The 21,604-nt window shown below is 63.3% G+C and carries 17 protein-coding genes and 1 pseudogene; 8 read left to right on the top strand and 10 right to left on the bottom strand.

All coding sequences use genetic code 11. The features are described 5' to 3' along the window. Positions 1–18: 18 nt before the first annotated feature. The 4 genes from HV773_RS18505 to HV773_RS18490 all read left to right on the top strand — a co-directional run bounded on the left by HV773_RS18505 (position 19) and on the right by HV773_RS18490 (position 5,430). Positions 19–1,698, top strand: a complete 1,680-nt coding sequence (locus HV773_RS18505; protein ID WP_175196302.1) for an ABC-F family ATP-binding cassette domain-containing protein — start codon at positions 19–21, stop codon at positions 1,696–1,698. 213 nt (positions 1,699–1,911) lie between these two features. Then, positions 1,912–2,463 carry an SLOG cluster 4 domain-containing protein gene (locus HV773_RS18500; protein WP_175196301.1) on the top strand — a complete coding sequence of 184 codons (552 nt, stop codon included), beginning with the start codon at positions 1,912–1,914 and terminating at the stop codon, positions 2,461–2,463. A 28-nt stretch (positions 2,464–2,491) separates the two neighbouring features. Then, positions 2,492–3,985: a carboxylesterase/lipase family protein gene (locus HV773_RS18495; RefSeq protein WP_175196300.1), complete on the top strand. Its 1,494-nt coding sequence runs from the start codon at positions 2,492–2,494 to the stop codon at positions 3,983–3,985. A gap of 539 nt (positions 3,986–4,524) precedes the next feature. Beyond that, the gene (locus tag HV773_RS18490; protein WP_175196299.1) at positions 4,525–5,430 is read left to right on the top strand and encodes a LysR family transcriptional regulator; all 906 of its coding nucleotides are present in this window, start codon (positions 4,525–4,527) and stop codon (positions 5,428–5,430) included. Positions 5,431–5,462: 32 nt separating this feature from the next. Here the strand turns inward: HV773_RS18490 and HV773_RS18485 are convergent, their stop codons facing one another. The 7 genes from HV773_RS18485 to HV773_RS18455 form a co-directional block, all read right to left on the bottom strand. Next, positions 5,463–6,434: a quinone oxidoreductase family protein gene (locus tag HV773_RS18485; protein ID WP_175196298.1), complete on the bottom strand. Its 972-nt coding sequence runs from the start codon at positions 6,432–6,434 to the stop codon at positions 5,463–5,465. A gap of 43 nt (positions 6,435–6,477) precedes the next feature. Further along, positions 6,478–7,782 (bottom strand): MFS transporter, encoded by a 1,305-nt coding sequence (locus tag HV773_RS18480; protein WP_175196296.1) that lies wholly within the window; start codon positions 7,780–7,782, stop codon positions 6,478–6,480. 46 nt (positions 7,783–7,828) lie between these two features. Beyond that, entirely contained in the window at positions 7,829–9,037 is a 1,209-nt protein-coding gene (locus HV773_RS18475; protein WP_175196294.1) for a CaiB/BaiF CoA transferase family protein, read from the bottom strand. A 49-nt stretch (positions 9,038–9,086) separates the two neighbouring features. Next, positions 9,087–10,223, bottom strand: coding sequence for an acyl-CoA dehydrogenase family protein (locus HV773_RS18470; protein ID WP_175196293.1), 1,137 nt, complete (start codon positions 10,221–10,223; stop codon positions 9,087–9,089). Positions 10,224–10,234: 11 nt separating this feature from the next. Further along, positions 10,235–11,443: an acyl-CoA dehydrogenase family protein gene (locus HV773_RS18465; RefSeq protein WP_175196290.1), complete on the bottom strand. Its 1,209-nt coding sequence runs from the start codon at positions 11,441–11,443 to the stop codon at positions 10,235–10,237. A 13-nt stretch (positions 11,444–11,456) separates the two neighbouring features. Then, positions 11,457–12,638 carry an acetyl-CoA C-acyltransferase gene (locus tag HV773_RS18460; RefSeq protein WP_175196288.1) on the bottom strand — a complete coding sequence of 394 codons (1,182 nt, stop codon included), beginning with the start codon at positions 12,636–12,638 and terminating at the stop codon, positions 11,457–11,459. Between the two features lie 263 nt (positions 12,639–12,901). Next, the gene (locus HV773_RS18455) at positions 12,902–13,813 is read right to left on the bottom strand and encodes a LysR family transcriptional regulator (RefSeq protein ID WP_175196286.1); all 912 of its coding nucleotides are present in this window, start codon (positions 13,811–13,813) and stop codon (positions 12,902–12,904) included. A gap of 215 nt (positions 13,814–14,028) precedes the next feature. Between HV773_RS18455 and HV773_RS18450 the strand changes: the two genes are divergently transcribed. Together HV773_RS18450 and HV773_RS18445 are read left to right on the top strand one after the other, a co-directional pair. Further along, positions 14,029–14,871: a TauD/TfdA dioxygenase family protein gene (locus tag HV773_RS18450; protein WP_175196284.1), complete on the top strand. Its 843-nt coding sequence runs from the start codon at positions 14,029–14,031 to the stop codon at positions 14,869–14,871. 106 nt (positions 14,872–14,977) lie between these two features. Continuing rightward, positions 14,978–16,066 carry an AraC family transcriptional regulator gene (locus HV773_RS18445; protein ID WP_175196282.1) on the top strand — a complete coding sequence of 363 codons (1,089 nt, stop codon included), beginning with the start codon at positions 14,978–14,980 and terminating at the stop codon, positions 16,064–16,066. 21 nt (positions 16,067–16,087) lie between these two features. Here the strand turns inward: HV773_RS18445 and HV773_RS18440 are convergent, their stop codons facing one another. Then, the gene (locus HV773_RS18440; protein WP_175196280.1) at positions 16,088–17,146 is read right to left on the bottom strand and encodes a beta-keto acid cleavage family enzyme; all 1,059 of its coding nucleotides are present in this window, start codon (positions 17,144–17,146) and stop codon (positions 16,088–16,090) included. A 958-nt stretch (positions 17,147–18,104) separates the two neighbouring features. Here HV773_RS18440 and HV773_RS18435 point away from each other — a divergent pair. Further along, positions 18,105–18,755, top strand: a complete 651-nt coding sequence (locus HV773_RS18435) for a hypothetical protein (RefSeq protein ID WP_175196278.1) — start codon at positions 18,105–18,107, stop codon at positions 18,753–18,755. Positions 18,756–18,778: 23 nt separating this feature from the next. Here HV773_RS18435 and HV773_RS37545 read toward each other — a convergent pair. Next, positions 18,779–18,862, bottom strand: a pseudogene (locus HV773_RS37545) (IS5/IS1182 family transposase); the annotation flags it as partial. 315 nt (positions 18,863–19,177) lie between these two features. On the opposite strand from HV773_RS37545, the gene HV773_RS18425 reads away from it, so the two are divergent. Beyond that, positions 19,178–20,602, top strand: a complete 1,425-nt coding sequence (locus tag HV773_RS18425; RefSeq protein WP_246282333.1) for a phospholipase D-like domain-containing protein — start codon at positions 19,178–19,180, stop codon at positions 20,600–20,602. 11 nt (positions 20,603–20,613) lie between these two features. Here HV773_RS18425 and HV773_RS18420 read toward each other — a convergent pair whose 3' ends face one another. Further along, complete coding sequence (locus tag HV773_RS18420; RefSeq protein ID WP_175196333.1) at positions 20,614–21,582, bottom strand: LysR substrate-binding domain-containing protein; 969 nt, start codon at positions 21,580–21,582, stop codon at positions 20,614–20,616. Positions 21,583–21,604: the final 22 nt, after the last annotated feature.

Raw genomic sequence — 21,604 nt, 5'->3', positions numbered from 1 at the left:
TCTCTGAAGTAGCTCCTTATGATTTCCGTCCGTAATGTCACACTGCGCCGCGGCGTTAATGTCGTGCTCGACCGCGCGTCCGTCACCTTCACCCCCGGCGAAAAGATTGGCCTTGTCGGCCGCAATGGTGCCGGAAAATCGTCCTTCTTCGGCCTACTCAACGGCAAGCTGCACGAAGATAGCGGCGAATTCTCGATTCCCCCTGCATGGAAGATGGGGCAGGTTGCGCAGGAGATGCCGGAGACCGAGCAAGGCGCGACCGACTTCGTAGTCGAGGGTGACACCGTGCTGCTCGCCGCGCAGGCCGAAGTAGCCGCCGCCGAGGCCAGCGACGACGGCATGCGCATGGCGCACGCCTACATGGCCCTGCACGACGCTGGTGCACACGATGCCCCCGCACGTGCCCAAGCGCTGATTCTGGGACTTGGCTTTACGGCCGCGCAGCTTGAACAGCCGGTCAACAGTTTCTCCGGCGGCTGGCGCATGCGACTGCAATTGGCGCGCGCGCTGATGTGCCCGTCCGACCTGTTGCTGCTCGACGAGCCGACCAACCACCTCGACCTCGACGCGCTGGTCTGGCTGGAAGCCTGGCTCAAGCGCTATCAAGGAACCCTGGTAGTGATCAGCCACGATCGCGAATTCCTCGACGCGGTGACGCAGGTGACGGTGCACGTCGACAACGCCAAGCTCGTACGTTATGGCGGCAACTACAGCAAGTTCGAAGACATGCGCGCTGAGCAGCTCGTGTTGCAGCAGGCTGCGATGGCCAGGCAGGCGGACAAGATCGCCCACCTGCAGAAGTTCATCGACCGTTTCAAGGCCAAGGCTTCGAAGGCAAAACAGGCGCAGAGCCGGGTCAAGGCGCTCGAACGCATGGAGAAGATCGCACCGGTGCTTGCGGATGCCGAGTTCAACTTCGAGTTCAGGGAGCCCCTCAACGTCCCGAACCCGCTGTTGTCGATGCTGGACGCGAGCTTCGGCTACCCCGCGCCGACCGACGCACTGCCGGGCACGCCGCCCACGGTCATCGTGCGGGGCATCAACCGTTCCGTGCTGGCCGGGCAGCGCATCGGCATTCTAGGTGCCAACGGCCAGGGCAAGTCCACGCTGGTGAAGACGGTGGCGCACGCACTGGCTCCGATTGCTGGCGAAATCAGCGAAGGCAAGGGCCTGAACATCGGCTACTTCGCCCAGCAGGAACTCGACGTGCTGCGTCCGGCCGACACGCCGATGGAACACATGATCCGCCTTGCCAAGGACACGCCAGCGCACATGCGCGCGCCTGGCCAGAGTGGCACCGAACAATCGCTTCGCACCTTCCTTGGCAGTTTCAACTTCAGTGGCGACATGGTTCATCAGGCGGTTAGCACGATGAGCGGCGGCGAAAAGGCGCGGCTCGTGTTGTGCATGATCGTGTGGCAGCGCCCCAACCTGCTGCTGCTCGACGAGCCTACCAACCACCTCGACCTGGCTACACGCGAGGCGCTGGCCATGGCGCTCAACGAATTCGAAGGCACGGTGATGCTGGTCAGTCACGACCGGGCCCTGCTGCGCGCCGTATGCGACGAGTTCTGGCTGGTCACCAAAGGCGGCGTCGAGCCCTTCGACGGCGATCTGGACGATTACCAGGAGTTCCTTCGCGACGAAGCCCGTCGCATGCGCGAGCAGGCTGCCGCAGAGCAGAAGGTCATCGCCTGAGATACCCCCAGGCGGGCGGCGGGTGTTGCCTGGGGGGCGAAGCGCGGACGTTCGCCAAGGACTTCAGCAATCGTGCGAACAAGCGCGCTCCACCGCAAGGCTAGCAGCGCCGCGCCGATTCTCAAGGCCTGCGCGATATCATCGTTGCCCGGACACTCAGAGGTCGGCTCCGCCCAGTAATCGGTGCCGCGTTGAAATTAAGGAGAAGACCCGGTGGCAATCGTTGGAGTGATGGGTTCTGGCAAAGTCGAATGGGAGGCGCTGTCGACGCCGCTTGGCAAATGGATCGCCGAACACGGGTTCGATTTGCTGACGGGCGCAGGCCTTGGCGTGATGCTCTCGACGGCGCGAGCGTTTTCGACAACAGAAGGACGCACGGGACGGTCCATTGGCATCGTGCCCAGCGAGCCGCATCCTGTCTCTGGTTTTGCCGCGATCGCCGGCTATCCCAATCCTTATATCGACTTGCCGATCCTCACTCCACTTCCGCGAAAGCAGGCCGAGGCGCCAGACGACGCATTGAACCGCAACTACGTGAACGTGCTCACCAGCGACGTGGTGGTAGCGCTTCCCGGGAGCCAGGGAACCCTCGACGAAATCCGGCTGGCCAGGCGCTTTGCGAAGCCGCTGATTTGCATCGGCCCAGCCGGTTTTTTTGGTGACGTGCCGCCGGGAACGCGGATCGTTACCGAACTTGCCGACGTATATGAATTCGTGCTCGCAACGACCAGGCAAGTCGACCTGGCATCGACGCTCAAATCCTGAGATGCATGACGTTTCTGGAGATTTCACGATGGTCGAGAATCCGCATGTCGCAGTTGCCGAAGGGCGCCTCGAAGGCATCACCGAAAATTCCGTCCACAAGTTCCTCGGTATTCCCTATGCGGCGCCTCCTGTCGGCGACCGGCGCTGGCGCGTGCCAGCGCCCCCGCTCGTGTGGTCAGGAACTCGCGCTGCGACGCAGTTCGGGCCGTGTGCGATGCAAGTTCATGGCGCTGTTTTTGATCTGCGCGTGACCCAACGAAGCGAAGACTGCCTGTACCTGAACGTTTGGACCCGTTCACTCGACGCGAGCGACCGAAGGCCCGTCATGGTCTGGATTCACGGCGGCGGAAATCTGGGGGGCGCGGGTTCGGAAGACGCCTATGACGGCACCCGGTTCGCGGAGCAAGGCGTCGTTCTGGTGACCATCAACTATCGGCTGGGAGCCTTCGGGTTCCTGAGCCATCCGTCTCTGGGCGCCAACTTTGCCGTGCTCGACTGGATCGCCGCGCTGCAGTGGGTGCGCGAGAACATCGCACAGTTTGGCGGCGATCCTTCGAACGTGACCATCTTTGGCGAATCGGCCGGCGCGGTTGCGGTGAGAATGCTGCTTTCGTCGCCTCGCGCAGATGGACTGTTTCAGAAGGCCATCATGGAGAGCGGCGGTGGCGAACGCGCAGCGTTTGCCCCGGAGCTGTCATGGGCCGACGCAAGGCAAGCCGCCGAACGGTTGTTCGAACGCGTGGGGACCTCGAATCCCGAAGCGCTGCGGCAACTTCCGTCTGCAGTGATTGGGCAGGCGTCGCACGACCTCTGCGGGATTCCTCCCCCGCCCGGCCGTATTCATACGCCCGCGCACCTGGTGTGGGGGCCATTTGCCGACGGCGACGTCGTGCTGCCCGGTGCAGACCCGCTTCGGCGCGAGGACATTCCCGTGCTGATGGGCTGCAACGAGAACGAGGCGCGCTATTTCCTGAAACCGGGCGGCATCTATCCGCCGCCGATGCTCGCCGGCATTACCGCGTTGCTGGCCGGCATACGCCGGGACGACGTGGCGGCAGCGCTCGCCAGCACGCCCGCGACGGTCTACGAATCGATCGATCGGCTTTTCACAGCGGCGATATTTGCCGAACCTGCATATGAAACCGCGCGCCGTCTGAGCCAATCGGGCAGGCGACTTTTCTACTATCACTTCGGCCGGGTCGCGCCCGGCGCCGCCGCGTCGCAGGAATTGGCGAAGCACTCGGGCGAGATCCGCTACGTCTTCAACAATCTGACTGCCGGCGGCTACTACGACGAACGCGATGCGCAACTCGCTGCCCACATGCAAGCGGCGTGGGTCGCATTTGCGACCACGGGCATTCCCGCCTCGGCGGCAGATCAACCGTGGCCAGCGTTTCAATCGGACAATCCGCAGATGACGTTTATCGGCAACGCGATCGAAACGCGGCCTTTCGCGGTATCGAAACTAATCGAACTGCTCAATTCGATGCGCGCACCTTCCGGCGTTCGCAATCCTGAATAAGCCACGACAAAGCCGCGCAGGACAATCGTCGGACTACCTGACGATTCACCTGCGCCGACTTTCATAGCTCCTACATTTGCCCATTTTGCCTGGCGATCTGTTCGGTACGTTACATATCGACATAATGCGCGCCTGGTTATCAGGTGAATTCGCATCCACATTGCGCCCGCCGCTTGCATCTGGCCAACCGTTGCGCCGTGAGCGAAGCCTTGTCGGCCAAACGTTTGACGACATGGGAGGGAATGGTGAATTTCCGACCAAACCGCTTGTCGTCCGTGTAACCTGGCCATCGTACTGGAACAAATCGAAGCTGGACGTTTTCAGCTATTTCGACGCGGGCTGACGACGCCGACGAATTGGGGCTCACCTGACTCAATGTTCTATTGAACCGGACCATCTCTATCGTTCTGGCGCAACCGCAAAAGGACAAATCGGGTAAGCCAACGTCCACACATCCACTGCGTGTTGTATCGATCGGTCACAGTTTTTGATAGCATCGGGATATTAATCAAGAACCTTTAAGCACCGCTCCCGATTAAATGATCGACGCTCGCCAGCTCAGATACTTCACCGCCGTGGTCGAGGAATTGCATTTCGCGCGCGCGGCGGATCGCCTCGATATCGCGCAATCGGCCCTGAGCACCCAGATTCAGCGCCTCGAGCAAGACCTCGGCGTGCGTCTGCTGAACCGTAACAAGCGCCAGCCGGTCACGCTCACCGATGCCGGGCGGCTCTTCCATGCCGAAGCTGTCGCGGCATTACGGCATATCGAACGCGCGGACCAGATCGGACGACTGGCGGCCCGGGGCCTGGCGGGCATTGTCCGGATCGGCTACGTGGCGTCGGGCGTGTCTAGCGGTGCGCTTTCTGGGATGTTGCGCGACTTTCGTCTATCGCATCCGAATGTGCGCATCGACGTCGTCCCCATGGAAACGCCGCGCCAGTTCGACGCGCTGGACGGCGGCGAAATCGATATCGGCATCGCGCGGCCGAGGCGTCAGTATCCGCCCGGTATCGTGGCGACCATCGTCCATACCGAGCGCCTCATGGTTGCGATGGCCGACACGCATCCGCTCGCGACTCGCCGCAAGCTGATGGCGCGCGACCTGAAGGACCAGAGCTTCATTTCGCCTCAATTCGACGAGGACGAAGGCTTCGGCGAGGTGTTGTCCGCGTTGGGCGCCGCGGGCGGTTTCTCGGCCTTTCTCGACTATCGCGTGCGCGACTTCATCTCCGGGCTCAGTCTGGCGTCCGCCGGCTATGGCGTCGCCGTGGTGCCCGAATCGATGTCCCATTTCACGCAGCCCGGCCTTTGCTACCAGCCCATCGCGGATTTCGAGTATCCCGTCCACCTCGCGCTGGCCAGCAGGCGGCGCGAGCTCTCCCCCGCCGTGCGCGCGTTCGTCGGCGCATCGCTCGCGCGCTCAGGCGAGGCTCCGACTTGAGCGCGCGCCGCGTGAGTTGAGCGCGTGCCGCTTCAGGGCACCAGCACCGTCGAACCGATGGTCTTGCGCGATTCGAGCGCGCGATGCGCGTCGGCGGCCTCGTCTAGCGCGAAGGTCTGGCCGGGCTCGCTCTTGATCTTGCCCGCCAGCACGAGATCGAACAGTTCGCGGGCCATCTCCAGCATGTGAGCGCGCGGCGTCGCGTAGTGCACCATTGCGGGACGCGTCACCCAGATCGATCCCTTGCGCGCCAGCACGCGCGTGTCGATTTGCACGGGACCCGAGCTCGTGCCGTTGCTCACCAGCGCACCGCGAACCTGCAGGCTGTCGAGCGACGCTTCCAGCGTGTCCTTGCCCACCGAATCGAACACCACCGGCACGCCCTTGCCGCCGGTGAGCTCGCCCACGCGCTCGGCAATGTTCTCGCGCGAGGTCACGATGGTGTGCGTGCAGCCATTCGCCTTCGCAACTTCGGCCTTCTCGTCGGTGCTGACCGTGCCGATCATCGTGACACCGAGGGCGCGCGCCCACTGGCAGGCGATCAGCCCCACGCCGCCCGCGGCCGCGTGGTACAGGATGGTCTCGCCGCCATTGAGCGGATAGACCTGGCGAAACAGGTACTGCGCGGTCATGCCCTTCATGATCAGCGTGGATGCGGTCTTGTCGCTCACGCCGTCGGGCAGCGGGATCAGCACGTCGGCCGGCATCACGCGCACGTCCGAATAAGCGCCCTGCGGCCCCAGCAGGTAGCCGACCCGGTCGCCGGCCTTGATGTCGGTTACGCCCTCGCCGACGGCTTCGACCACGCCCACGGCATCGGAGCCGAGTCCATTGGGCAACGCGAGCGGATATTGGCCGGTGCGAAAGTAGATGTCGATGAAGTTCACCGCCACGTACGTGTGCCGCACGCGGGCCTGGCCAGGGCCGGGCTCGCCCACGTCGACCATTTCCAGCCGAAGCACTTCCGGCCCGCCCACTTCATGAAAACGAATAGCCTTTGCCATCTTGAGGATTCCTCGATGAGAGTTCAAATGCACTGCGCAACCATCACTGCGCCTCGATACGCGCGAGATCGCGCGCATAGCTGCGCTTGCCAATGAAGAACACGCTAGCCGAAATAGCGCTGACGAACGGCATGTACTGCAACGCGCCATGCAAGCCGATGCGGTCCGCGAGGAAGCCGGTGAAGTACGGCCCCGGTGCAGTGCCAAGCAGGTTATAGGTAATCGCCAGCAGCGCGAACGCCGATGCATGGATGGCGCGCGGCGTGAGATTCGCCACCATGGCGCCGCCGGGGCCATTGGTCCCCGACGTGATGAACATCGCCACGCCAATCAGCCCGAGTTGCAGCGCGCCCGGCGCGAGACGGAATGCTATCGCCAGCAGCACGAACACCGTCAGGCAATAGAGGAACGCCGCATCCCATTTCCTCGCCGGCCGCGTTTTGCTGATGCGGTCGGCAATCAGGCCGCACGTGATCATGCCGATTCCCGACAGCATCACGAATGCCGCCGCCATGATCGCCGCCCGGCCGGGCGCCATCCCGTAGTAACGGTTCAGATAGCTCGGCATCCAGGCCCACAGCGACGCCGTGCAGAACAGTTGCAATCCGCTGCCGAGATACGCGCAAACCAGCGACCTGGAGGTAGCGAGACCGTTGATCAGGCTGCGCAAGGTCGCCCGCGCGCCAGGCGCAGCCGTCGCGCCCCCTGCTGTGTCCGACTGGTAACGCGACACCCGCGCTTCGGTCACAACGACGCGAAACACGATCACCAGCACCATGCCGAAGATCCCCATCGTCGCAAACGACCACGGCCATCCCAGATGGGCCGCGATCGCGCCGCCGAACGCCAGGCCGAGCACCGAGCCAAACGACGCGCCTGCCGTAAAGGCCGCGAAGAGAACGGCGCGCATGGAGACGGGAAAGACGCTCAGCAGGAGCGCGGGCGCCACCGCGCCGTAGGCGGCCTCGCCGATGCCGACCAGTGCGCGCGCGGCGAGCATTTCGCCATAGTTGGTGGAGACGGCGCAGCCCAGCGTGGCGAGACTCCACAAGGCCGCCATGATGAAGATGCTTTTGACGTGCCCCCAGCGCGCGGCCAGCAGCGAAAGAGGCAGCGTGAGCGTGCCGACCAGCAGCGCCACCACGCTGTTGAGCGAACCGAGCTGCGTGTCCGACAAATGCCACGCCGCCTTGATCAGCGGGAACACGGCCGTGAGCACCTGCCGCGACATGTAGTCGGACATCACCAGGCCCAGGGTCAGCGCAAATACGACCCACGGATACACTCGCAGCTTCTCTCGCTGGGCCGCGGCTACCGCCTGCCCGGCTTCCATGTCGTGCATCCTCATTCGCGTCTCCTTCGTCTCTTCGTTTCTTCGTCTTTTGGCCGCTTCGTCAAACGACACCGGCGGCCTTCAGTTGCGCGATCCGCTCATCGGACAGTCCGAGCAGCGTATTCAGCACGTCCGCCGTGCCTTCGCCGAGCTGCGGCGGGGCGCGACGCACGGGAGGGCGCACGCCGTCGAGGCGGTACGGCGGCGCCAGCACGCTCGCGCTGCCGCATTCCGGGTGATCGTGGGTCGACACGAGCCCGGCGTCGGTCGCCCGCTTCGAGGTGAGCGCCTCATGAACGCCAAGCACTTCGCCACATGGAATGCCGGCCCCTCTCAGGCGTTCCAGCAAATCCTGGCGCTTGCGCCGGCCCAGCTCGCGGTCGATTTCCGGCAGCAGCGTCGCGCGGTTTTCCGCCCGGCCGATGTTGGTCCTGAAGCGCTCGTCGTCGACGAGATCGGGGCGCTCGATCACCTCGCGGCAGAAGCGCTCGTACTGCCCGTTGTTGCCGACCGTGATGACGAGCGGCCCGTCTTCCGCGTTGAATACGCCATACGGCACGATAGACGGATGGGCGTTGCCAAAGCGCAGCGGGTCTTCGCCCTTCATCAGCGCTTCGAGGCCGTAGTACGACGTGATCATCAGGCCGCAATCGAACAGCGCCATCTCGATGTGGCGCCCCTTGCGGGTGCGCTGGCGCTCGAACAGCGCCGCGAGAATGGCCTGGGCCGAATACATGCCCGTGAAGAGATCGACGGCGGCCACGCCAAACTTCAGTGGCGGCTGGCTGGCCTCGCCGTTCAGCGCCATCAGCCCGGCCTCGCCCTGCACCACGAGGTCGTAGCCGGGCCGCGTGGCTTCCGGTCCCGTGCGGTCGTAGCCGGAGATCGAGCAGTAGATCAGGTCCTCGCGAACCTGTTTCAGTTGCTCGTAGCCGAGCCCCATCTTTTCCACGCCGCCGAACTTGAAGTTCTGGATCACGACGTCGCTTTGCTTCGCGAGATCGCGCACGATCTGCTGGCCCTCGGCGGTCTGCAAGTCGACCGTTACCGAGCGCTTGTTGCGGTTAGCGCTGTTGAAATAGGAGGTCTGGGTCGAGCCGACCCGCAGCCCCCAGTCGCGCGTGTCGTCGCCGCGCTGCGGGTGTTCGATCTTGATGACCTCCGCACCGAGATCGCCGAGCACCGTCGCGCACCAGGGGCCCGCCAGCACGCGGGAGAGATCGAGAACGCGCACGCCCGCAAGCGGCAGCGAGGAATTCAGATTCGACATGACAATTCCGGAGAGTCAGAGTTCAGAGCAGCAATGGCGTGCCGTACGCTCAGGCGAGCGCGCGGCCGAGCGCGATATAGCGGGCGAGATGATGGTCTTCGTCGCCGAGTTGATGGTCGATCATCACGAGACGCTTGGCATAGTGCGCGAGCGGCAGCTCCCACGTCATGCCGATGCCACCGTGTAACTGGATGCACTCCTCGGCCACCCGCGCGCCGATGCGGCCCATGCTGTACTTCGCCGCCGAGATGGCGCGCTCGCGCGCCATCCGTTCACCCTGCAGCGCGGCCGCCGCGTTGATGAGCGCCGAACGCGCCTGCTCGATTTCGAGCAGCAGGTCCGCCATGCGGTGCTGAAGCGCCTGGAAGCTGCCGATCGGCACGCCGAACTGCTTGCGCGTGCGCAGGTACTCGAGCGTGTGGTCCTTCGCCACCTCCATCGCGCCGAGCGCCTCCCCGCACAGCGCGAGCACGCCGCAGGCGATCCCGTACTCGAGCGCCGCATACCCGTCGCCTTCGTGGCCGACCAGCGCCGCCGCGTCGAGCCGCACGTCGTCGAGCGAGACTTCGGCTGCGCGTCCGCCGTCGATCTTGCCGTAGCCGCGCACGTGAACGCCGGGTGCGTCGCGCGGCACGAGAAAGAGTGAAATGCCATCCTCGGCATCGTCGGCGCCGGCCGTGCGCGCGGACACCAGCAGCACCTGCGCATGTTCGCCTTGCTGCACGACAGCCTTGGCGCCGTTCAGGCGCCAGCCTTCCGCGTCGCGCACCGCGCGCGCCGTGACCCGGGACGCTTCGTAGCGGCTGTGCGGCTCGCCATGCGCCAGCGCCACAATCTTCGCGCCGCTCATGACCTCGGCGAGCAACGCCTGTTGCGCCTCATTGCCTGCGCGCGCAACGATCTGCCCGACCATCAGCGCATCGAGAAACGGCTCGACCACGAGCCCGCGGCCAAGCTGCTCGAACACCACGGCGATTGCGAAGCCGTCGCCGTCGAAGCCGCCGTGCGCCTCGTCGAACAGCGCGCCGACGATGCCGAGTTCGGCAAATCGCGCCCACATGTCCTGGCTGAAACCCTCCGCCGAACCCGCGATCTTGTCGCGCATTTCGAAGCCATATTGTTCGCTGACGAAACGGTTCAGCGTGTCCGCCAGCATGCGGCGGTCTTCGGTGTGCTGGAAATTCATGGCGTCACCCTTTACAGCCCGAGGATCATCTTCGAGATGATGTTCTTCTGGATTTCATTGGAGCCGCCGAAGATCGACAGCTTGCGATTGTTGAAGTACGACGCGGCGGCGCTCGCAGCGCCCTCCGGGCCGAGCGGCGGCGCGTCGTAGCCGTCGTGCAGCGCTTCCTCGATAAACGGCAGTGCGTACGGTCCCATCGCGCGGCGCGTGAGCGAGAGAATTTCTTGGCGGATCTCCGTGCCGCGAATCTTGAGCATCGAGCTCTCCGCGCCCGGCACGCCGCCGCCCGCCACCGCCGCAATCACGCGCAGGTTGGTGGTCTTCATGTTCTCGAGATCGATCTCGACGCGGGCGATGCGCGCGGCGAACATGGGATCCTCGGCAAGCGGACGGCCGTTGCCAGTCACCTTCTTCGCGACTGCCTTCAAGCGCTCCAGCGCAGCTACGGAATAGCCGACGCCCGCGATATTCGTGCGCTCGTAGGTCAGCAAATACTTCGCGTAGGTCCAGCCCTTGTTTTCCTCGCCAACGAGGTTTTGCGCGGGCACGCGCACGTCGGTGAAGAACACCTCGTTGACCTCGTGCTCGCCTTCGAGCGTGATGATCGGGCGCACTTCCACGCCGGGCGAGTTCATGTCGACGAGCAGGAAGCTGATGCCCTCCTGCTTGCGAACGCCGCTCGCCGTGCGCACGAGACAGAAGATCATGTTCGCGTGCTGGCCTAGCGTGGTCCAGGTCTTCTGGCCGTTGACGATGTAATGCTCGCCGTCGGCATCAGCGCCGCGCACGGCGGTCGTGCGCAGCGAGGCGAGATCGGATCCCGAGCCCGGCTCCGAGTAGCCCTGGCACCACCAGTCCGAGCCGTCGAGAATGCGCGGCAGCCAGTAGCGCTGCTGCTCATCGCTGCCGTACTTGATCAGCACCGGCCCCAGCATGTTCACACCGAACGGCACGACGCGCGGCGCACCGGCGAGCGCGCACTCGTTCTCGAAGATGAACTTCTGCACGGCGCTCCAGCCTGGGCCGCCATGCTCTTTCGGCCAGTGGTTGGCGAGCCAGCCCTCGGCATTGAGGATGGCGTGCCATGCTTCGAGGTCGGCCTTGGTCAGGCGCTTGCCGTCGCGCACCTTGTTCGAGAGGCGTTGCGGCAGTTTCTCGCTCAGGAAGCGCAGCACCTGCGCGCGAAAGGCTTCCTCTTCAGGGGTAAAGTTCAAGTCCATGACGGGGCTTCTTTCAGTAGATTTCGAACAGGGCGGCGGCACCCATGCCGCCGGAGATGCACATCGTGACAACCGCGTACTTCACGCCCCGGCGACGGCCTTCGAGCAGCACGTGACCCGCGAGGCGCGCACCCGTCATGCCGAACGGATGACCGACGGCAATCGCGCCGCCGTTCACGTTCAAGCGCTCGTCCGGAATGCCCAAGCGCTGCTGGCAGTAGATAGCCTGCGAGGCGAAAGCCTCGTTGAGTTCCCACAGGCCGATGTCGTCCATCGTGAGACCGTGACGCGCGAGCAGCTTCGGCACGGCGAATACAGGCCCGATACCCATCTCGTCGGGCTCGCAGCCCGCCATCGCGAGGCCACGGAATGCGCCGAGCGGCGCGATGTTGCGGCGCTCGGCTTCCTTCGCTTCCATCATGACGCACGCCGAAGCACCGTCCGAAAGCTGCGATGCGTTGCCCGCCGTGACGAATTTTTCCGGCCCTTTGACGGCCGCCAGCTTCGCGAGCGCATCGTAGGTGGTGCCACGGCGATTGCAGGTGTCGACATCGATCGTGACCTCGCGCTGGCTCACCTCGCCGGTTTCCTTGTTCGCGACGGCCATCGTCGTGGTGACCGGCACGATCTCTTCGCCAAAGCGACCCGCGTTTTGTGCGGCTTCGGTCTTGTGCTGGCTCGCCACCGAAAAGCGGTCCTGCGCCTCGCGGCTAATCCCGTAGCGCTGCGCAACGATATCGGCGGTATCGATCATTTCCATGTAGAGCGCCGGCTTGTGCTCGACGAGCCAAGGATCCAGGTCGCTCGCGCGATGCTGGTCGCGACGGATGCCCGAGATGCTTTCCACGCCGCCCGCGATCATGGCCGGCGCACCGTCGACGACGATGCGGCCCGCCGCAATTGCAATCGCCTGCAGACCCGATGCGCAAAAACGGTTGACGGTCGTGCCGGCAATCGACAGCGGCAAGCCAGCCCGGACCACGGCCTGGCGCGCGACATTGCGGCCGGTGATGCCCTCGGGATAGCCGCATCCGAGGACGGCGTCCTCGATCGATTCGGGATCGATGCCGGAGCGCTCCACGGCGGCGCGCACCGCGAACGAAGCGAGCGCGGGGCCGGGCGTGATGTTGAATTCGCCGCGGTGCGCCTTGGTCAGCGGTGTGCGTGCAGTGGAGACAATGACGGCTTCGCGCATGAGCAGGAATCCTCAGTAAAAATCGGGGTGAGTGAATCAGGCGGAGGGAGCGGTCGGCCGCCGCAATTTCGCAGGGGCGCTTCCGGATAGGCGGGCCATTGTCTCGTCTCCATGTACTGATCGTTCTTTCAGCACATTGTCGAGCGATGGTTATGACTTGACAATCACAGTACGGATTGACGGACTGTTAACAGAGAATTGACAGCGAGACGATGTGAACCCCAGCGAAGGGCAACGGCCCGACGCCGGACGCGCATGTCAGCTCACGTCCAGCTTTGGGCGAGTTCGAGAATTTTGGCGTGCAGGAAGTCGATCAGCGCTTGCGTGGCGGGCGACGGATAGCGGTTGGGCAAGGTGACGATATACAGCGTGCTTTGCCGGCCCACGACGCGATAGGGCTGCAGAACCGGCAGCAAATCGCGGTTCGCCTGCAAATGAATCACATAGTCCGGCAGCACGCCAATCCCCATGCCCTCGCGCACCGCCTCGGCGAGAAACGGATAGTCCGACGATTCCAGCGCGGGCGGGACCGTGATCGTGTGGGTGTCCGCGGCATCTTCCCGGTGCAGAAGCTCGATCGGCACGCGCTGGCCGCTAGAGGGCGCGGAGATGAGCGCGTGCTGCTCGAGATCGGCCGGGCGCTCGATCGGACCATGCTCGCGCAGATAATCGGCCGACGCGCACAGACTCCAGTCGAACGAGCAGATCTTGCGCGCGACGCAATCGAGCGGTGGCGTGGAGGTAATCCTGAGCGCGACGTCCACTTCACCGGCAATCAGGTCCTCGATCCAGTTATTGAACGTGACGGTGAGCGAGATGCCCGGGTTCGCCCGCGCGAATTCGAGCAGCTTCGCGCCGGCGAACAGCCTGCCGAAGCCGGTTGGCACGCTGATGCGCACCCGCCCGCGCAGCGTCGTGCCGAGGCTGTCGATCGACGCGCGGGCCGTGCCCAGCTCTTCCACGATGCGCCGGCCGCAGTCGTACAACGTGCTGCCCGCCTGCGTCAGTTCAAAGCTACGCGTCGAACGCCGCAGCAGTTGGGCGCCGGTTTCGCGCTCCAGCAATTTCAGCCGCTGACTCACATTTGCACGCGTCATGCCGAGCTTGCGCGCCGCCGCGCTCAGGCTGCGCGCTTCCACGATCTCGACGAACAGGCCGATCAGGTTCAGGTCCATGGCTAGATTTCAGGCTTTGCTTTGTCATGCGGATTCCAGCGCGACATCTTACGCGCCTGGCCCGCCAGCATGGCGGGCGCGCGCGTGGTGTGTACGCAGGGTGCGCGTTTGTCAAATTGTGGCGCGTTCGGTCAAGCGCGTCGTTGCCATCGCGCCCACAATCGCAAGCAGATGCGTGCCCAATATCAATTTCCAGAGTCTACGGAGACATCACCATGCAAATCAAACCCCTCACCTGTTCGATTGGCGCCGAACTCCGGGACGTGAGTATCGCCGACGTGGCAAAAGACGATGCCCTGTTCGCCGAAATCAAGGCGTTGCTGTTGAAGCATCGAGTGCTGTTTTTCCGCGACCAGGACATTACGCGCGCCGACCATGTCGCGTTCGCGAGCCGCTTCGGCGACCTGGAAGACCATCCGGTTGCGAACACGGTGCCGGGCTACCCCGGCCTGATCGAGATCTACAAGAGCGAGAAGCGCGACCACTTCGAAAATACCTACCACAGCGATGCATCGTGGCGAGCCAATCCGCCCAAGGGCGCGGTGCTGCGCTGCATTTCGTGCCCGGAAGTGGGCGGCGACACCATCTGGGTGAACATGGTGGAGGCGTACAAGAATCTGCCCGACGACATCAAGGCCAAAATCGAAGGCTTGCGCGCCAAGCACGGGATCGAGCATTCGTTCGGCGCGGTCATGACCACCGAGGAACGCGAAGAACTGGTTCGCAAATACCCGCTGGTCGATCACCCGGTGGTGCGCACGCACCCGGAAACGGGCGAAAAGATCCTTTACGTGGGCCCGTTCTCGACGCACTTCATCAACTACCATACGCCCGAGAACGTGCGCTTCGGGCAAGACAAGACGCCGGGCGCGAGCCTGTTGTTGAACTACCTGATCAGCCAGGCGGCAATTCCCGAATACCAGGTGCGCTTCAAATGGGAACCGGGCAGCGTCGCGATCTGGGACAACATCGCAACGCAGCATTACGCGGTGAGCGACTACTGGCCCGCGCCGCGCCGCATGGAGCGCGCGACCATCTCGGGTGATCGGCCGTTCTGATCGCCTCTCGCGTGGCGCGACGGAGATACTGCAAGGGCGGTGCGCGATGCGCACCGCCCTTGGTCCTTCGGAACCGGCGTCACGACATAGGTAAACAGACCCTGCGATGCAATACGTCGACAAGCTGATACGCAGCGCCAGCCTGAACGGCTATATCGAACTGGTGGAGTCGCTCGGGCGTGATCCCTATGCGTTCCTGCGCGCGGCGGGCATCTCGGCGCGCGTGCTCGATAACCCCGAGGCGCTCATCCCCAGCCACGCCGTGCGCGAACTGCTCGAGGTCGCCGCACGCGAAACCGGCGTGGAGGATTTCGCGTTGCGGCTCGCGGCGCGGCGCACGCTCTCCAACCTCGGGCCGATCTGGCTGGTGCTCAAAGACGAGCCCACCCCACGCCAGGCGCTCGACACCTTGTGCCGTTATGAAAAGCTGCTGAGCGCCGCGCTGGTCACAAGCATCGAAGAAGCCGGCCAGTCCGTCGTGATCCGGGAAGCGCTGCTGCCGAGGCCAGGGCTCTCCACGCGCCAGGCGATGGAACTCGCGGTGGCCGTGAAACTGCGCATTCTGCGCGAACTGATCGGCCCCCAGTGGCGCCCGCAGCAGATTTGCTTCACGCACCGCCCGCCAGCCGACATGACGCCCTATCGGGTCTTCTTCGGCCGCAACCCCCTGTTCAATCAGCCGTTCAACGGTCTGGTCTGCGCGGCGGCCAACCTGTCGATGCCGCGCACGCGCGAGGACCCGGGGGCCGCGTATTTCGCGAGGGACTATCTGGAATCGGCGCTGCGCCGCCGTGGCGAAGGCATGCGCGAAGCCTGCCGGGAAGTGATCCTGGCGCTGCTTCCCGGCGGACGATGCACGGCGCAACTGGTGGCGCGGCATCTGCGCGTGGACCGCCGCACGCTGCACCGCCACCTCAGCGACGAAGGGCTGACGTTCTCGGCGATGCTCAATCAGATGCGCGAGGAACTGGCGGTGCGCCACTTGCTGGAGAGCGACCTGCCGGTCGGCGAGGTCGCGGTGCTGCTGGGCTTTTCCGCACACAGCAGTTTCAGCCACTGGTTCCGGAGCGCCTTCGGCTGCAGCGTCTCGCAGTGGCGCAAGCAAGCGGATGAACAGGCAAATAAACAAGCGGATAAACAATCGGACCAACAAGCGGACCAACAATCGGCCAGCCAGAACGCACCGGCCGATTGACTCGCTCCAACGCTCCGGCGATCAGGCGGTCTTGCGCAGAAAGCCCTGGTTGCCGCCGTTGCGGTTAGGCGCGAAGCCATTCGCGTGCAGCGATTCCTCCACCGTGTCGTAGAACACGCCAATCTTGCTGATCTCGCGCGCCTCTTTCGCGGTGGCGATCGGCCGGCCGAACTCCCGCGAGATACGCACGAGCTGCTCGATCTGCTTCACGGTGCTCTGCTTTTCGGTGCGCGACTGATTCCACAAGCAGTCCTCCGTGCCGCAGCGCACGTGCAGGCCCATCGCAATGCCCATCATGTTGACCGGCAGCACGTTGCGCACGTTGCTTTCCACCGTGACCACCGCGCCATCGGGCACCGAGCGGATGAAGTTGGCCAGGCTGTAGACGTTCGGCGTATCCATGCCGCCCGCGATGGCCACCCAGTTCATCACCAGCGGGCCCTTGTAGAAGCCGCGGCGCATCAGCCGCTCCACCGACTCGAAGCTGTTGAGGTTGTAGCACTGGAACGCGCTCTGGATGCCCTTGGCGGTCAGGCGGCGCACATGCTCCTCCACCCAGCCCGGCTGCGCGGGCACCGTCATTTCCTTGTACGCGTTGAAGAGCGTCGGGTTCTCGCGCGAAGTGCCGCGGAAGTCGGCGTCTTCGGCCTGATCGGTGACGTTCATCTGCGAAGTGTTGACCGTCACCGTGACCTGGTCCGGCGTGGGCTCGAGCTCGGCCAGCATGTGCCGGGTATCGTCGGAGAGCCATTTGGCCGCCTGCCCTTCGTTTTCGGGAGCGAACGAGATCGAGCCGCCCACCTGAATGATCATCTCCGGCACCGCCTTGCGCACCCCGGCGATCAGTTCGTTGAACTTCGACAGACGCTTGCTGCCCTTGCCGTCCAACTCGCGCACGTGCAGGTGCAGCACCGTCGCGCCCGCGTTGTAGCAGTCCACCGCCTTCTGGATTTGTTCCTCCATCGTGACCGGGATGTCCTCCGGAAAGTCGCTGGGCAACCAGCCCGGCGCATAAGGCGCGGCCGTGATGATCAGGGGCTGCTGGTTCTCGGGAAACAGGTGGCCGTCGAGAAAATTCATGATGCGTCTCCAGGGAATGGCTGCTGCTGGCTTGAGCAGGAGCGGTAGTCGGCGAGACTGGAGCGCGGTGTTGAGCGGCGCGTCCGGCTTCGATCCATGCTCAGGAGTATCCGGCGGAGTTATCTTTCCCGCTTGCTTATCGGGGACAATCGTTTGCTTTGTTGGGACAGTGGGGATGGCGCGAGCATGCCAAAGTTAATAAAAACTGGCCGTCTGTGCCAACGAAAGTGCAAAATTCCGAACGGTCGCAAACTGGTGGCCCATGACGACCGCACGGACCGAGTTCGTTAAGGGTTATTCGACGCCTGCCATCGGCCGCAGGAATGTGCATGCCTCCGCGCATGTCGGCAGGCGTCGAATAAACCCTAACGACTACGGAAGTTCGCGGTCGATGCTGCCGCGCACAACCAGCGCTCATTGCCGAACTTCCGAGTCCGACCCGCTCCCTCTAGCGTCTGTGCAAGCCACCATCGCACAAGGCACCGACCGAATTGACGCGGAGAGCTCGTCGCCCCCTCGCCGTCAGGCAAACAAGCTTCCAGCCAACCCCTGTGAACCCGACGGGTGCTCTCCGCCCCTGTCGAATATAAATTCCCAGCGTCCTCTCAAGAGTTGGAGTGCCCCGTTCGATACGGAGCAGTTCGGCATGCATGAGCTCAGGTTTCAATTATTCGGCGCGCCGCTCGTCTTATCGGTGTACGAGCCTGCGCAGGCCTGCCACGCGTCCGGAGGCATCTTGCTTTGTGCCCCGCCCCGATCGCGTTCCCTGTGGGCGGCATCCGATGCGCCCGCTGGTAAGCGCCCGATGGCCCTTCCTGCCGACGCAGCGCGCCGCGCCGCGGCGCCATGCCGGAGCGGTTTCCCTCGCCGGCGGCTTGCGCGAGTCGGCTCGTCTTCGATTCTATGCACGCGCTGTTGGCCGAACAAATGGAAGCTTTCAACCAAGGAGAAATGGGAAATGCAACGATTTGGAAATGTAGCCGTCCATACCGGAGATGTGCTTTTAAAAGTCTCCACCGGCAATGTTACCCATAAAATAATTCAGATCGGTCAGAAAACGGGGGCGAGTTCTGGTGGTTTTTCAAACATAGTCCACGCAGCCATTTATGTAGGCTCGGTGGCGGGTCACAGCAAGGCGATCGCCGAGAGCGTCGGCTCGGGTTTGAGATTTCTTGAACCCAATCCTAATTCCCATTATTCGTGGCACGTTTGGCATCTTGGAGGCAATCAGGCCTTGCGACACCTTGCAGCCGATCTGGCCGCAAATCTGGTGGAAAAAGCGCAAACCGACAATGGCTTTGGGAGCTATAGCCAAGGAGGCGCCACCATTTCGGCCTACAAAAGCGGCAACGTAACCAAAAACCCTGTTTCGGGCACGTTGGCGGAAGACATGATGAATGATTTCACAAGCCCGAACGGAACGAACCGATCATTCTTCTGCTCAAATTTTGTTGTCCTTGCATATTCAATGGCAGCGCAAATGCTTGGACTTCCCGTAACAAGCGGGATAAATCTCAATTACAAATATACCAGTCCGGCAGAAATGCAGAAATATTTCTCAAGAAATCACTCCTGGTTAAATGCCGGGGTTATCAACGGCGCTTATTGATGGCGACGAATAAAGTCCGCGGCCAGGGGAATACCTCTGGCATCTACGACGATGTGCCGTTTCGTCGCGAGCTTGCCGCGGTCCGTTGGGTTGGGGCCGGTCCGCTGCTCACGCAAGTTCCAGGTGTTGCATCGACCGGTTGAATCCGCCGCCATGAGCGGTCGTTGGAACAGTGCTCATAGATCGGCGACAATCGGACATTCTGGAAAGCCATTCTCCCAACTGCGCTGATGTCCTGTCCGCTGCGTGCTCAATGTGCAGCCAGATTCGGGCCGCTCGTGTCCACGGTAACTATCTCGGGCTCGCCGTTCTGTTCGCCTTCTCGAAGTAACCGCGAGCTACTTGACCGCGCTAACGCGACAAAGCCTTCCAGACCTTCAAGAACGCAGGGCCGGAGATACATCGAACCCGTTCGCCACATCATGACCACCACAAGAAGCCTGGCGCTCATTCTGGCATGCGTGTTGGCCGCTTCTCAGCAAGGCCACGCGCAATGTGTCGACCTGGTCGCCAGTCTTGAAGACGGTCAGTTGATGCAGTCGCGGATTGCGCTGGTCGACCGTGCCACGCCTACCGAACAGATCCGCATCCTCGCCTACATCTTCGAAATCGATCAGACCGGCGGCCTGCTGTTGCGTCATCTGGTCGAGGCTGCGCGCCGAGGCGTGCCGGTCAAGCTGCTGGTCGACGGCATCGGCCCCGAGCCGCACTACCCGTTCGAGGACGAGTTGATCGTCGCCCTGCACGAGGTGGCTCCCGGCATGGAACTCCGAATCTTCCATCCACGATCCGATCTCGTCGAGATTTCGCATCGCATGCACGACAAACTGTTCCTGGTTGGCGACACGGCCGTGATCGGCAGTACCTCGATCTGGGATGCGAGCTTCCGCAGCTGGCTCAGCGAGCGCGATCTGATGGTGTCGGGCGACGCCGGCCAGGATGCTTCCTCCCTGCACGCCATGTACCAGCATTTCGCCCTGTTCTGGAATAGCCCGGAAGTGGTTCGCCCCGAGCCGGAAAAATTCCTCAAAGTCGCAAGTCCTTATCGCGTCTCTGAGGGTTACGCGACGCTGGACCCGGCGCGCATCCGTTATTGGCGCGAATGGCTGCTGGCTCCGCTCGATGCTGCAGCCCGGAAGACGGACCTGGCCGCAACCGATACACCCACTGCCTCCGATACGCCTGATGATCCCGCCGCTCCGCCCGCTGCCGGGGCGGATTTTGATCCCGCCTGGATGCCGATCGCCTGCGATCGCCTGCGCTATGTCCACGACTGGCCCGACAAGCGCTTGCCAGGCACGTTGCAGGACATGCTACAAGCGTTCGATACGGCGCAGCACGAAATCCTGATCATCAACCCCTACCTGATCCTGGTGCCGGAACTGCGCGAGGCGCTTGAGCGCAAGCGGCGCGAAGGTGTCCACGTGATCCTGGTGAGCGCCTCGCTGGCGAGCATCACGCAGGAATTCCCCGCAGTCGGGCGCGCCTATGCCGACGATCTGCCCGGCTTGGTGAATGCCGGGATCGAGGTGCGCGAATATTCCGACCGAGAGAACCGCATGATGCACGCCAAGCTGGTCCTCATCGACGGCCATCGATATTATCTCGGCAGTTTCAATTTCGATTCGCTGTCGGCCCGCTTGAATACCGAAAACGGCCTGTGGATAGATATCCCTGAGGACGGGCTCGATCCCTTGCAAGACAGCGTGGCGTACTTCCTGCGCAACTCAAGTTCGGTGAGCGACGCCAGTGGCCGCCTTCTGGCGGATCCCGATGCGCGCTGCCGGGCCGCCGGCTGCGGCGGTGCCTGGTGGTGGGTGACGATGCTAATCAGGAACTTCCTCTGAGCGCGGCGAGATCAGCTTGAGCTGACCCAGTCGCCTCCCCCGCCCATCAGCAATTGCATCCGCGCATCATCGAAGCGCGCGCACTCGCCCTTGAGCCAGTTCGAAAAAGCCGCCGTGCGTGGATCGTCGGGTTGGCGGGAAAGCAGCATATAGCGCGCCGGCGCCCGCGCGTGCTTTCCGAACACATTGACAAGCCGCCCACTCCTGATCTCGTCATGAACCAGGGCCGCGCGCCCCATCGCCACGCCCTGATGGTTTAATGCGGCAGTGATAGCGAGGCTGGAGAAATTAAACTGGGGGCCGTCCAGATACTGGGTCCACGCCGGGCGAAACTCCTCTAGCCAGGTGCGCCACTCCACGAACTCGGGCGCATCGACCCACGGCGAGGCGTCATGCAGCAACACGACATCTTCGAGCGATTCCCCATTGGCGCAGGCCGGATGCTTAGCCAGATACTCGGGTGTGGCGACCGGAAAGAGGTACTCGTCCATGATGACGTCGGCGTGCAGCCGACTGTATTGAACCGGGTCGTAACGCACTGCCACGTCTATATCGTCGGCGTCCATGGCCTGCCGGTCCAGAATCTGGAACTCGGCCTTGAGGCGGACCGAGACTTTCGGCTGTTGCCTGTGAAACTCGCTCAATCTCGGCATCAACCATTGCAGCGCGAATGAGGGGAGGCAACTCACCTGTAACGGCGCATTCGACATGCCGAGTTCCTGAAGCGTCCGATTGATGTCGGCGAAAGCGCTCGACATCGTGTCGAGGAGAGCCTCGCCCTTTTCGGTCATCTTGAGCCCGCGTGCCTGGCGCACGAAAAGCGCATAACCCAGGCGCTCCTCCAGATGGCGAATCTGCTGGCTGACGGCACTTTGCGTCAGGTTGAACGCCTGGGCGGTCTTCGTGAAGCTCAGGAGCCGGCCCGCGGTTTCAAAACAATGAAGGGCGCCAAGGATTGAACCGTCTAGTCGCATAGGTATAAGTAAGGCTAATGCCTTCATT

The sequence above is a fragment of the Paraburkholderia caffeinitolerans genome (genome assembly GCF_902859945.1).
Lineage (GTDB): Bacteria > Pseudomonadota > Gammaproteobacteria > Burkholderiales > Burkholderiaceae > Paraburkholderia > Paraburkholderia caffeinitolerans.
Note: the sequence above shows the minus strand (reverse complement) of the source record. Positions and strands in the feature narration are given on the sequence as shown.

Bases quoted from the DNA above. Each gene is read 5' to 3' on its own strand.
- HV773_RS18505 (WP_175196302.1), top strand. From the start codon at position 19: ATGATTTCCGTCCGTAATGTCACACTGCGCCGCGGCGTTAATGTCGTG.
- HV773_RS18495 (WP_175196300.1), top strand. From the start codon at position 2,492: ATGGTCGAGAATCCGCATGTCGCAGTTGCCGAAGGGCGCCTCGAAGGC.
- HV773_RS18490 (WP_175196299.1), top strand. From the start codon at position 4,525: ATGATCGACGCTCGCCAGCTCAGATACTTCACCGCCGTGGTCGAGGAA.
- HV773_RS18485 (WP_175196298.1), bottom strand. From the start codon at position 6,434: ATGGCAAAGGCTATTCGTTTTCATGAAGTGGGCGGGCCGGAAGTGCTT.
- HV773_RS18480 (WP_175196296.1), bottom strand. From the start codon at position 7,782: ATGAGGATGCACGACATGGAAGCCGGGCAGGCGGTAGCCGCGGCCCAG.
- HV773_RS18475 (WP_175196294.1), bottom strand. From the start codon at position 9,037: ATGTCGAATCTGAATTCCTCGCTGCCGCTTGCGGGCGTGCGCGTTCTC.
- HV773_RS18470 (WP_175196293.1), bottom strand. From the start codon at position 10,223: ATGAATTTCCAGCACACCGAAGACCGCCGCATGCTGGCGGACACGCTG.
- HV773_RS18465 (WP_175196290.1), bottom strand. From the start codon at position 11,443: ATGGACTTGAACTTTACCCCTGAAGAGGAAGCCTTTCGCGCGCAGGTG.
- HV773_RS18460 (WP_175196288.1), bottom strand. From the start codon at position 12,638: ATGCGCGAAGCCGTCATTGTCTCCACTGCACGCACACCGCTGACCAAG.
- HV773_RS18455 (WP_175196286.1), bottom strand. From the start codon at position 13,813: ATGGACCTGAACCTGATCGGCCTGTTCGTCGAGATCGTGGAAGCGCGC.
- HV773_RS18450 (WP_175196284.1), top strand. From the start codon at position 14,029: ATGCAAATCAAACCCCTCACCTGTTCGATTGGCGCCGAACTCCGGGAC.
- HV773_RS18445 (WP_175196282.1), top strand. From the start codon at position 14,978: ATGCAATACGTCGACAAGCTGATACGCAGCGCCAGCCTGAACGGCTAT.
- HV773_RS18440 (WP_175196280.1), bottom strand. From the start codon at position 17,146: ATGAATTTTCTCGACGGCCACCTGTTTCCCGAGAACCAGCAGCCCCTG.
- HV773_RS18435 (WP_175196278.1), top strand. From the start codon at position 18,105: ATGCAACGATTTGGAAATGTAGCCGTCCATACCGGAGATGTGCTTTTA.
- HV773_RS18425 (WP_246282333.1), top strand. From the start codon at position 19,178: ATGACCACCACAAGAAGCCTGGCGCTCATTCTGGCATGCGTGTTGGCC.